Annotated in this window: 13 protein-coding genes; 8 read left to right on the forward strand and 5 right to left on the reverse strand. The window is 59.3% G+C overall.

Annotated elements, in window-relative coordinates:
* Window positions 1-270 precede the first annotated feature (270 nt).
* Complete coding sequence (gene ssb1, locus WA302_RS16020) at window positions 271-804, forward strand: single-stranded DNA-binding protein SSB1 (RefSeq protein WP_025304438.1); 534 nt, start codon at window positions 271-273, stop codon at window positions 802-804.
* Between the two features lie 85 nt (window positions 805-889).
* On the opposite strand, the gene WA302_RS16025 is transcribed toward ssb1, so the two are convergent.
* The 4 genes from WA302_RS16025 to bhsA form a co-directional block, all read right to left on the reverse strand.
* Entirely contained in the window at window positions 890-1,954 is a 1,065-nt protein-coding gene (locus WA302_RS16025) for a cyclase family protein (protein ID WP_239662956.1), read from the reverse strand.
* Window positions 1,955-2,067: 113 nt separating this feature from the next.
* Entirely contained in the window at window positions 2,068-2,280 is a 213-nt protein-coding gene (locus WA302_RS16030) for a DUF1471 domain-containing protein (protein WP_004936800.1), read from the reverse strand.
* Window positions 2,281-2,543: 263 nt separating this feature from the next.
* Window positions 2,544-3,293 (reverse strand): 3-oxoacyl-ACP reductase family protein, encoded by a 750-nt coding sequence (locus WA302_RS16035; protein ID WP_025304436.1) that lies wholly within the window; start codon window positions 3,291-3,293, stop codon window positions 2,544-2,546.
* 149 nt (window positions 3,294-3,442) lie between these two features.
* A complete protein-coding gene (bhsA, locus tag WA302_RS16040; RefSeq protein ID WP_025304435.1) occupies window positions 3,443-3,703 on the reverse strand; it encodes a multiple stress resistance protein BhsA in 261 nt (86 codons plus the stop codon).
* Between the two features lie 195 nt (window positions 3,704-3,898).
* Here bhsA and WA302_RS16045 point away from each other — a divergent pair, with 195 nt between their 5' ends.
* From WA302_RS16045 to WA302_RS16065, 5 genes are all read left to right on the forward strand, one after another.
* The gene (locus WA302_RS16045; RefSeq protein ID WP_060434688.1) at window positions 3,899-4,342 is read left to right on the forward strand and encodes a lipocalin-like domain-containing protein; all 444 of its coding nucleotides are present in this window, start codon (window positions 3,899-3,901) and stop codon (window positions 4,340-4,342) included.
* The gene (locus WA302_RS16050; RefSeq protein WP_025304433.1) at window positions 4,339-5,007 is read left to right on the forward strand and encodes a glutathione S-transferase family protein; all 669 of its coding nucleotides are present in this window, start codon (window positions 4,339-4,341) and stop codon (window positions 5,005-5,007) included. Before WA302_RS16045 ends, WA302_RS16050 begins: the two co-directional genes overlap by 4 nt.
* Window positions 5,008-5,054: 47 nt before the next feature.
* Window positions 5,055-5,462 (forward strand): VOC family protein, encoded by a 408-nt coding sequence (locus WA302_RS16055; RefSeq protein ID WP_025304432.1) that lies wholly within the window; start codon window positions 5,055-5,057, stop codon window positions 5,460-5,462.
* A 317-nt stretch (window positions 5,463-5,779) separates the two neighbouring features.
* Window positions 5,780-7,141 (forward strand): NCS2 family permease, encoded by a 1,362-nt coding sequence (locus WA302_RS16060; RefSeq protein ID WP_025304431.1) that lies wholly within the window; start codon window positions 5,780-5,782, stop codon window positions 7,139-7,141.
* A gap of 197 nt (window positions 7,142-7,338) precedes the next feature.
* Window positions 7,339-8,988 (forward strand): Na+/H+ antiporter, encoded by a 1,650-nt coding sequence (locus tag WA302_RS16065; RefSeq protein WP_025304430.1) that lies wholly within the window; start codon window positions 7,339-7,341, stop codon window positions 8,986-8,988.
* Between the two features lie 76 nt (window positions 8,989-9,064).
* Here WA302_RS16065 and WA302_RS16070 read toward each other — a convergent pair whose 3' ends face one another.
* Window positions 9,065-9,952 (reverse strand): LysR family transcriptional regulator, encoded by an 888-nt coding sequence (locus WA302_RS16070; RefSeq protein WP_025304429.1) that lies wholly within the window; start codon window positions 9,950-9,952, stop codon window positions 9,065-9,067.
* Window positions 9,953-10,092: 140 nt separating this feature from the next.
* Here WA302_RS16070 and WA302_RS16075 point away from each other — a divergent pair, with 140 nt between their 5' ends.
* Together WA302_RS16075 and WA302_RS16080 are read left to right on the forward strand one after the other, a co-directional pair.
* Window positions 10,093-10,515 (forward strand): CidA/LrgA family protein, encoded by a 423-nt coding sequence (locus WA302_RS16075; protein WP_004936830.1) that lies wholly within the window; start codon window positions 10,093-10,095, stop codon window positions 10,513-10,515.
* Window positions 10,508-11,197, forward strand: coding sequence for an LrgB family protein (locus WA302_RS16080; protein WP_004936833.1), 690 nt, complete (start codon window positions 10,508-10,510; stop codon window positions 11,195-11,197). Before WA302_RS16075 ends, WA302_RS16080 begins: the two co-directional genes overlap by 8 nt.
* Window positions 11,198-11,401: the final 204 nt, after the last annotated feature.

The raw sequence follows: 11,401 nt of genomic DNA on the forward strand, positions 1-11,401 counted from the left end.
TCCCGTCTTGATGATACACCGCGCCTGTCGCGATTTTTGCGGGGGATTTTGTGATGGATCTCGCAAAAAACCGGCACAGCCTGGTCGAAACGCATAATTATGACACAAAAAAACCTGAATGAATATCCAGTATGAGAATGCAACAAGGTCGATCGAAAAGACAATTCTGGAATGCAATTCGCACTTATCAACACGGGTGTGGTTTCGTACTCAGCGTGGTAAACTGACGCGTTTATACTGTGTAGAAATCAATCATCGGGAGAAGTGCTCATGGCCAGCAGAGGCGTAAACAAAGTAATTCTGGTCGGGAATCTGGGTCAGGATCCAGAAGTCCGTTACATGCCGAACGGCGGCGCAGTGGCCAACATTACCCTGGCGACCTCCGAAAGCTGGCGTGACAAGGCGACCGGCGAACAGAAAGAGAAGACCGAGTGGCACCGCGTCGTGCTGTTCGGCAAACTGGCCGAAGTGGCGGGCGAATACCTGCGTAAAGGCTCTCAGGTCTACATCGAAGGCTCCCTGCAGACGCGTAAATGGACCGATCAGTCCGGCGTGGAAAAATACACCACCGAAGTGGTGGTTAACGTTGGCGGTACCATGCAGATGCTGGGCGGCCGTCAGGGCGGCGGCGCACCGGCCGGTCAATCTGCCGGCGGCCAGGGCGGTTGGGGCCAGCCTCAGCAGCCACAGGGCGGCAACCAGTTCAGCGGCGGCCAGCAGCAGTCTCGCCCGGCGCAGAGCAGCGCTCCGGCGGCCAGCAGCAACGAACCACCAATGGATTTCGACGACGATATTCCGTTCTAAGCCTGGCGACAGCGCTAAAAAAACCCCGCTCAGGCGGGGTTTTTTGTGGGCGCTCGCTGCCGATTTTCTGCGGTGGTGTCGCCAATCAGTAAATTGCTACCGGGTTGATGTTGACCTGGGTTGAACCGACATACAGCGGTTGCCCCAGCACGAACAGGAATTCCCAGGTTTTCGTGCGCACCAGCGGGCGGCTGTCGATCAGCTCCAGGTTATAGACGCCGCGCTTGGCCAGCAGGTATTGGTTGACCGGGAACTCTTCGTCATTTTTCGGGTTAGGGTACACTTCGGAAGCCCAGGTATCACCGCCAAAGGCCACAATGCCTTGGTCAGCCAGCCACTTCGCCGCTTCCATGCCGATACCCGGTTCGACCTCCAGGAATTTTTTATTGTCCTTACCAATCAGCTCCAGCCAACCGGTATTAAATAAAACAACGTCGCCTTTTCTTAAGCTAATGCCCTGCTTCTTAAGCACCGCTTGAATATCCGCAACGGAAAATTCGGTGCCGCCCGGAACGATGTCTTTATGATAATAAGCCGTCATATCGAGCACCACGCCGCGGGTGACCATGGGCGGCACTTTTTCCACGCCCAATTTTTTCACGCCATCTACGGTGACGAAGTCCGCCGCCTTATTGCCGTTATAATAAACGTTGTCGATGCCGATATGGCCTATACCGTTCAACTGGGTGCCGACGCCGGTCCAGGCATTCACCAATTCATCATTAAAGGTGAATTTATTTGGGCCAAGCGTTTTGCCGTCCTGCTGACCAGGCTGAATATTATATAAACGGAAGCTACGGTGGCGGAACGCCGGGAAATCTTTATCGACGGGAACCGCTAATGACAATGTCTTGCCCTGTTTTACCAGTTGCACGGACTGTAGTACCCCTTCCGGCGTGAGCAGGTTGGCGGCGCCGATTTCGTCTTTTGCACCGTAAACAGAAGGGTACCAGTCTGACGGCTGAGCGGCGGACTCTGCGGCCTGTGCAGGCACTGTGGCAAGCAAAGGCAGCAAGAGGGAGAGGCGATACAATGATTTCATCAGTGACTCATCCTTATAACGACGTAGTGCAGAGTGAATGAAAATGAACCGTCCGGACATAGGCGACGTCAGGCCGCCGAATAATAACCGGTGGATAAAGAGGCTCATTTTTAGTACGCGGGTGTTTTAGCGTAATGCTTTATAAAGCATGGCGAATAACCACCCGACGATGACTTCCTTATGCGGAAATAAATAACGCCGTGCGAGCGGCGTCATTGATATTATTTTTTCAGCTCTGCACTCATGGTGACGAAATTGCCCATGTAGGCGCTGGTGATTTTGTAGCCGCTTGCACCGGCCTCTTGCGCTTTTTTAGCGATGAGAGCTTCGGTGGAGTCCAGCGTTCTACCGGTTGCGGTAACGCTTTCTGCTGCGGCGTTAAACGACAACATGGAAAACAGAGCGAGTGAAATAACGGTGGTCATGGTTTTCATATCTTTATCCTGTGTTCGACAATTCGAAAAATAAGGGTGTCCGGTACGACACGATGGAGCGAAGGATAAAGGGGACGGTGAGGTGAATAAATAACAGAATCGTCAATAAACTATTCCGTTTTTGTGCATAAACTGATTCGATTGTTGTCTTTCAAGCGGTATTGGTGGGGTATAGCGGGGGTGGCGAACGGGTATGTATCGATCTTCAGGCTTACACTCCGCGACAGGCGAATAAATAAAAAGCCCCTTACGGGGCTTGGACGTTACGCCGAGAAACCGCCGTCGATGCTCAGGCTGGCGCCGGTGATGTAACCCGCCTGCGGGCCGGCGAGGTAGGCGACGAAGCTGGCGATCTCTTCATCTTTGCCGTAGCGGCCGATCGCCATCAGCTGCTTGAGCTGATCGGCGAATTCGCCGGCGTCCGGGTTCATCTCGGTGTCTACCGGGCCGGGCTGCACGTTATTGACGGTGATGCCGCGCGGGCCGAGATCGCGCGCCATGCCTTTGGTCAGGCCGATCAGTGCCGATTTGCTCATCGCATACACCGCCGCACCGCCGAATGGCACGCGCTCGGCGTTGGTGCTGCCGATGTGGATGATGCGCCCGCCGTCATTCATGTGGCGCGCCGCTTCCTGGCTGGCGACGAACACGCTGCGCACGTTGACCGCTAGCATGCGATCCAGATCGTCCAGCGCCAGCGCTTCGGTGCTGCCCAGTGTAAACACCCCGGCGTTGTTCACCAAAATATCCAGGTTGCCGAAGTGGCTGACGGCCTGACGCACCGCCTGCTGCAGCGCCGCCGCATCGGCGCTGTCGGCCCTGATGGCGAGGGCTTTGCCGCCGGCGGCGGTAACGGCGCTTGCCACCGCTTCGGCGCGATCGGCCGAGGCGGCGTAGGTAAAGGTGACCGCGGCCCCTTCACTCGCCAACCGTTTCACGATGGCGGCGCCGATGCCGCGTGAGCCGCCCTGGACGAATGCGACTTTGCCTTGCAGAGGATGTGCTGTGGTCATGTTATTTCTCCAAAGTGGGTGAGGGTAAGGCGTTATTCCCAGTATCGGTGAAATGTCCGGCGGCCACTGTTCACAAAGAGCTTTGCCTGCCCACAACGAGAAAAGCCCCTTGCGGGGCTTCTTTCTTCCGTCGGTTGGCTGTTCGACGATCAGTTGAAGATTTCTGCGGTGCCGTACAGTTTGTTCTGGCCACCGGCGGCGACGATGCGGTAGGAACTGGCGCCCGACGCGGCGGCTTTGCTGGCCAGTTCGCTTTCCAGCGCGCTCAGGTTGGTGGCGCCGCTAACGGAGACTACGCCGATTTTTTGGGCGTCTGCAGCGGGTTGGCTGGAAGGCAGGTCAGCGGCGAAGGTAGCGAAAGAAGCGGTAGCCAGCAGCGCAGCGGTAGCAAAAATTTTGACGTTTTTCATGATGTGTTCCTCAGAGTATTTGGTAGGTGAGAGCCCGTTGCCTCTCGATGTGTTAAATAATAGTGCACCGGGTGTGAATAAAAAATCGGAGAGTTTTGAGTATCTCTGTCAAATAAACTGATTGTTTTTCACCCGCTGGCGCGCGGTAAAAATCGCCACTACCCTTTACAGAGGATCTTTAACCGGAGAAGCGTAATGACGGTAAACGCGTTTATCGGCAGCTGGGCGCTGGTGTCGTCGGTGTTCAAAAACCAGAACGGCGAGCTGAATTACCCGCTGGGCGAGCAGGTGTTGGGGCGCATCCACTATGAGGCCAACGGCACGATGGCGGCGCAGCTGTATAGCGCCGTGCGGCCGCGTTTCGCCGCCGACGATTTGGCGCAGGGGTCTGAGCGGGAGATCCGCGCCGCCTTCATCAATATGATTTGCTACTTCGGCCACTATCAGGTGGAGGAAAGCGAACAGCGGGTGGTGCATCAGGTCGAAGGCTGTTCGTTCCCCAATTGGGTAGGCAGCCGTCAGGTGCGTTTTTACGCTTTCAGCGGCGATCGGCTGACGTTGCGCACGGTGCCCTTGCCGCTCGGCAACGGCGTGCAGGTTGGCGAACTGGTGTGGCAGCGGACAGAGGCTTCGTCATGATCATTGTTCATCATCTCAACCACTCGCGATCGCAGCGCATTCTGTGGTTTTTGGAAGAGCTGGGTGTGCCCTATCAGGTGCAACGCTACGAGCGCGATCCGCAGACCCTGCTGGCGCCGGCGGCGCTGAAAAAGATCCATCCGCTGGGCAAATCGCCGGTGATCGTCGACGGCGATCTGACGCTGGCGGAATCCGGCGCCATCATCGAATACTTGCAGGAAGCCTATGACGCGCAGGGCATGTTCATGCCGACCGACTTCCACGCGCGCCAGCAGTATCGCTATTGGCTGCACTACGCCGAAGGATCGCTGATGCCGCTGTTGGTGATGAAGCTGGTGTTCAGCCGCCTTGGCCAGCCGCCGATCCCCTGGCTGCTGCGGCCGGTGGCCGGCGCGATCGGCAAGGGCGTGCAGCGCGAATACCTCGACAAACAGATCGCGCCGCACTGCGAATACCTCGAACAGCACCTGAACAAGGGCAGCTGGTTTGTCGGCAACGATTTCAGCGCGGCGGATATTCAGATGAGCTTTCCGCTGGAGGCGATGGCGGCGCGCGGCGCGTTGGACAATTGCCCGAAACTGCGCGGCTTCCTGCAGCGCATTCATGCCCGGCCCGCCTACCAGCGGGCATTGGAGCAGGGCGGCCCTTACGACCTGCTGAGTTAAGCGGATGGGCTATACTCGATGGGGTCATTCTTCATCGGAGGTAGCCCATGGCTACGCAAATCTTCGTTAACCTACCCGTACGCGATCTGCCCGCGTCGATGGCGTTTTTCACCCACCTGGGGTTCGCTTTCAACCCGCAATTTACCGACGATACCGCCGCGTGCATGGTGGTCAGCGACACGATTTACGTGATGCTGCTGACCCATGACAAATTCAGGATGTTTACCCCGAACCCGATCGGCGACGCCAAACAGGCCACCGAGGTGCTGGTGTGCCTGTCGCAACCCAGCCGGGCGGCGGTGGACGAACTGGTGCGCAAGGCGATCGCCGGCGGCGGCAACACTTATCATCAGCCACGCGACTACGGCATGATGTATGGCCATGGCTTTCAGGACCTGGACGGCCATATCTGGGAATTGATGTATATGGATCCCGCTGCGGTACAGGCGCAATAATCTCGCCGGGGCGTCCGTCGCCCCGGTTTTATCGTGCAGACGCCATTCCCGCCACTTTCTGCATAAATTGCCGCGATCTTTAGTTGATTAGACGCCATGGAAGGCAGGATAATCGTTTGCCTTGAATAAACCACCATAAATTACCCGTACCGCGCGCTGCGAGTTAAACGTTTGCCTTGGTGCGCATTGCCGTTGGCGATGCGACGGAAGGGCAAGGAAGCGGAACGTGACGTAAACGATTACGTAGCGATCGGGCGCGGGCGAGATGACAGGCCTGCTGTGACGGGCCGATTAATGAAACACAGGGGAAGTAACCTATGTCGAACTCTCAAGCGAACCACGCCGCAAAACCAACCGGCGGGCTTGATGGCTATTTTAAAATTTCCGCGCGCGGCAGCAGCGTGCGACAGGAAGTGGTGGCGGGGCTGACCACCTTCCTGGCGATGGTGTACTCGGTGATCGTGGTGCCGAGCATGCTGGGCAAAGCGGGCTTCCCGCCGGCGGCGGTGTTTGTCTCTACCTGCCTGGTGGCCGGGCTGGGCTCGCTGCTGATGGGGCTGTGGGCTAACCTGCCGATGGCCATCGGCTGTGCGATCTCATTGACCGCTTTCACCGCCTTCAGCCTGGTGCTGGGCCAGCACATCAGCATTCCGGTGGCGCTGGGCGCGGTGTTCGTGATGGGCGTGCTGTTTACCGTCATCTCGGTCACCGGCATCCGCGCCTGGATCCTGCGTAACCTGCCGATGGGCGTGGCGCACGGCACCGGCATCGGCATCGGTCTGTTCCTGCTGCTGATCGCCGCCAACGGTGTCGGCCTGGTGGTGAAGAACCCGCTGGATGGCCTGCCGGTGGCGCTCGGCGCCTTCACCTCCTTCCCGGTGGTGATGACGCTGGTCGGCCTGGCGGTGATCTTCGGCCTGGAGAAGCTGCGCGTGCCCGGCGGCATTCTGCTGGTGATCATCGCCATTTCCATCATCGGCCTGATCGTCGATCCGGCGGTGAAATACCAGGGGCTGTTCGCCATGCCGAGCCTGGCGGACGCTGACGGCAAATCGTTGATCTTCAGTCTGGATATCATGGGCGCGTTGCAACCGGTGGTGTTGCCGAGCGTGCTGGCGTTGGTGATGACCGCGGTGTTCGACGCCACCGGCACCATCCGCGCGGTGGCCGGGCAGGCCAACCTGCTGGATAAAGACGGGCAGATCATCAACGGCGGCAAGGCGCTGACCTCGGATTCCCTGAGCAGCATCTTCTCCGGCCTGGTGGGCGCCGCGCCCGCCGCGGTCTACATCGAGTCCGCTGCCGGCACCGCCGCGGGCGGCAAAACCGGCCTGACCGCCACCGTGGTCGGCATCCTGTTCCTGCTGATCCTGTTCCTGTCGCCGCTGGCCTATCTGGTGCCGGTCTACGCCACCGCGCCGGCGCTGATGTACGTCGGCCTGCTGATGCTGAGCAACGTCACCAAGCTGGACTTCAACGACTTCGTCGACGCAATGGCCGGCCTGCTGTGCGCGGTGTTCATCGTGCTGACCTGCAACATCGTCACCGGCATCATGCTGGGCTTCAGCTCGCTGGTCATCGGCCGCATCTTCTCCGGCGAATGGCGCAAGTTGAACATCGGCACCGTGCTGATCGCCGTGGCGCTGGTGGCGTTCTACGCCGGCGGCTGGGCGATTTAAGCCTCTTGGGTTTCCCTCGCCCATCGGGCGGGGGAGCCTGTGACGGCAATTCCCTTCTTAAGATAAGTCTTCTTCTGCTCTGCACCGCGTTTTGAAAGGCACAACAAGCTTTAACGGCTGTAAAAAAAGTGATCTACTATCGGGACCAACGCAGGCCCTGAGCCGATGTCGTCTGAATCGTAGAGTCTAAGGAAAGCATGGAAATCTTTTTTACAATCCTCATTTTGATCCTGGTGGTCTCCCTGTCCGGGGTGGTGACGCGCATGTTGCCGTTCCAGGTGCCGCTGCCGCTGATGCAAATCGCCATCGGGGCCCTGTTGGCCTGGCCGCATTTCGGGCTGCACGTCGACTTTGATCCCGAACTGTTCCTGGTGCTGTTCATCCCGCCGCTGCTGTTCGCCGACGGCTGGAAAACGCCGACGCGCGAGTTCCTGCATCACGGGCGTGAAATTCTCGGCCTGGCGCTGGTGCTGGTGCTGATCACCGTGGTCGGCGTCGGTTATCTGATCTACGCCATGGTGCCGGGCATTCCGCTGGTGGCGGCCTTCGCGCTGGCGGCGGTGCTGTCGCCGACCGATGCCGTGGCGCTGTCCGGCATCGTCGGCAAAGGGCGGATTCCCAAGCCGATCATGGGCGTGCTCGAGGGCGAGGCGCTGATGAATGACGCGTCCGGCCTGGTATCGCTCAAGTTCGCCATCGCGGTGGCGATGGGCACCATGGTGTTCACCGTGGGCGGCGCGACCCTTGAATTCCTCAAAGTGGCGATCGGCGGCCTGTTGGCCGGCGTGGCGGTCACCTGGACCTACAGTAAATCGCTGCGGGTGATGAGCCGCTGGAGCGGCGACGATCCGGCGACCCAGATCGTGTTCCTGCTGCTGCTGCCGTTCGCTTCTTACCTGATTGCCGAACACATCGGCGTCTCCGGCATCCTGGCGGCGGTGGCGGCGGGGATGACCATCAGCCAATCCGGCGTGATCCGCAACGCGCCGCTGGCGATGCGTCTGCGCGCCAACAGCGTATGGGCGATGCTGGAGTTCGTGTTCAACGGCATGGTGTTCATCATGCTGGGCCTGCAGCTGCCGGGCATTCTTGAAACCTCCATCCTGCAGGCGGAGCTGGATCCGACCATCCAGACCTGGTATCTGTTCGCCGACGTGGCTACCATCTACGCCGCACTGCTGGTGCTGCGTTTCACCTGGCTGTGGGTGATGAAGAAGGCCAGTAACCGCTTTATGAAAAAGCGTCCGCTGCAGTTCGGCGATTACAGCACGCGTGAGCTGTGGGTGGCGTCGTTCGCCGGGGTGCGCGGGGCGATTACCCTGGCCGGCGTGCTGTCGATACCGCTGTTGCTGAGTGACGGCACCGCCTTCCCGGCGCGCTATCAGCTGGTGTTTATCGCCGCCGGGGTGATCCTGCTGTCGCTGATTGTCGGCGTGCTGGCGTTGCCGCTGCTGCTGCGCGGCGTGCAGGTGGCCGACAAGAGCGCCAGCAAGCACGAAGAGCGCATGGCGATCGCCATGGCGGCCGAGGTGGCGATCGAGAGCGTGAATAAAATGGAAGAGCGCCTGGTTGCCGATACCGAAGAGAACCTCGATCCGCAGGTGTTGAAAGAGGTCAGCTCGCGGGTAACGGGCATGCTGCGGCGGCGCATCGCGTCGAAAGACGATATCGAGAATGCGCTGGCGATGGAAAACCTCGAGCGGCGTTTCCGCCTGACGGCGCTGCGCGCCGAGCGCGGCGAGCTGTACCACCTGCGCGCCACGCAGAAAATCAGCAACGAGACGCTGCAAAAACTGCTGCACGATCTCGACCTGCTCGAAGCGCTGTTGATCGAACGCGAAGGGTAAACCCCAGAAGAGGAATAAACGTTTTTCCTCTTTATTTCTGTCCTGAAGGGCCGCCTGTGCGGCCCTTGTTTTTTGGCTACTTGAGCGGCGGCCAATAGTCGCGGCAGCAGGCGATCCAGGCCTGCGCGCTGTGCGACAGGTAGCTGCCCTGACGCCAGATCAGGCCGATTTTCCACTCCATGCGCGGCTCCAGCGGCAGCCAGACCAGGTTTTCCTTGTCCAGCCAGCGGCAAACCGGCTCCGGCAGCATGGCGATGCCCACGCCGGCCTGCACCATCGAGGCGAGGAAGTCCCATTGGCCGCTGCGCACCGCGATTTGCGGTTCAAAACCGGCCTGGCGAAACGCCTTCATCAGCATCTTGTAAAGCGCAAAGTCTTCGTTATAAATCAGGATCGGGCTGTCGGCCAATTCGGCGATATTGATGCGGGTGCGGTTGAGCCACTGCGGCGTGCGCGGCGCCACTACGCACATCGGATGGCCCAGCAGCGGCAGAAAGGTCAGCGGCTGTTCCGAATCGAAGGGTAACACCGTCATCGCCAGATCCAGTTCGCCGGACATCACCGCCTGTTCGACCGACAGCCCGCCCAGCTCGGAAATCTTCAATTCGATACCGGGGTAGGTTTGGCGAAAGCGGCGGATCAGATCGGCGATCTGCCTGCCCACCATTGGCGGAATGCCCAGCCGCAGCACGCCCTTTTTCACCGAGCTGATGTCTTCCAGCTCCGCCTCCAGTTGCCGGAATTCGTCGAGGATCGTCAGGCCGCGCTGATACACCGCCTGGCCGCTGTCGGTCAGGCGCAGCTTGCGGCCTTCGCGGATCAGCAGCGTGCACTCCAGCTCCTCCTCCAGATGCCGCAGCATCTTGCTGATGGTGGGCTGGGTGACGAACAGTTTTTCCGCGGCGCGGGTGAAGCTTTGCTGGCGCACCACTTCAACGAAGTAGCGCAGGGTGCGGACATCCACGTTAGGGTTCTCCTTGGGGACGCTACCGGCGGGAAACTATTCCCGGACGGCATGATGTCGATAATTTTAATTCATTTCAGGCGTGGTTTCCCGGCTGCGTATACTGTAGGCCGTTAATTTATTGTTTGAGGTCATCTTTCATGTCTCTGGCGTTACGCCGCGTTGCCCCCTCCCTGCTGACCCGCTTGCAGGTGCCGATTCAGGTGGCGTTGTATGCGGCGCTGTTCCTGATCGCCGATCGTCTGGTGCAACAATTCCACCTGCCGCTCCCCGCCAATATCGTCGGCATGTTGATGCTGCTGGCGCTAATCCTGCTGCGCATTCTGCCGCTGAGCTGGGTTAAGGCCGGCTCCCGCTGGCTGCTGGCGGAAATGCTGCTGTTTTTCGTGCCGGCGGTGGTGGCGGTGGTCAACTATGCCCAGCTGTTGATGGTCGAGGGCTGGAAGATCTTTTTGGTGATCGCGGTCAGCACCATGCTGACGTTGGGCGCCACCGGGCTGGTGGTGGACAGGGTGTATCGGCTGGAGATTTGGCTGCAGCGTCGGAAGCAGCGTCATGAATGATTTTATCCTTAGCTTGGCCTGTTTTCTGGCGACGCTGGCGCTGTACTTCGCCAACAAGAAGCTGTATCGCCGCCGGCGCACGCTGTTGCTGATGCCGCTGGTGCTGACGCCAATGATCCTGGTGCTGCTGCTGGTGGTCACCCACATCTCCTATCAGGACTATATTGGTGAAACTCACTGGCTGCTGTGGCTACTGGGGCCGGCAACCATCGCTTTCGCGGTGCCGGTGTATGAGAACCTGCATATCATCCGCCGCCACTGGCTATCGCTGACCGCCGGCGTAACGACCGCGGTGCTGGTGGCGGTGTACAGCTCGGTGTGGCTGGCGCGCCTGCTGACGTTGCCGGAAGAGGTGCAGCGCAGCCTGGCGGTGCGGTCGATCACCACGCCGTTCGCGCTGGAGGCCGCCAAACAGATGGGCGGGCAGCCGGATCTGGTGGCGCTGTTCGTGGTGATCACCGGGGTGTTCGGCATGGCGGTGGGGGATATTTTGTTTTTGCGGCTGGCGGTGCGCAGCCGTCTGGCGAAGGGCGCCGGATTTGGCGCCTCGTCGCACGGTGCCGGCACCGCTCGCGCTTATGAGCTGGGGCCGCAGGAGGGCGTAGTGTCGAGTTTGGTGATGATGCTGGCCGGCATCATTACGGTCGTGGCCGCGCCATTGATCGGCCGGCTGATGTGGTAAGACCTCTCGGGGCGGGCTCTGCCGCCCCTTTTACGTTATCTGTCGTTGGGAACGGTGCCGTTGGTGGACGCCAGAAAAAACGAAGAAATTTTTCAGCATAATTTTTCTCATCGTTATAACAAAAAACGATAGATGCGCCGCAGGCAAAATCGCCGTCCATTTTAATTGGAAGTAAATTAATTAAAAAATAAATTATTATCATTA

The organism is Serratia sp. 201 (assembly GCF_037027545.1).
GTDB classification, from domain to species: Bacteria; Pseudomonadota; Gammaproteobacteria; order Enterobacterales; family Enterobacteriaceae; genus Serratia; species Serratia bockelmannii.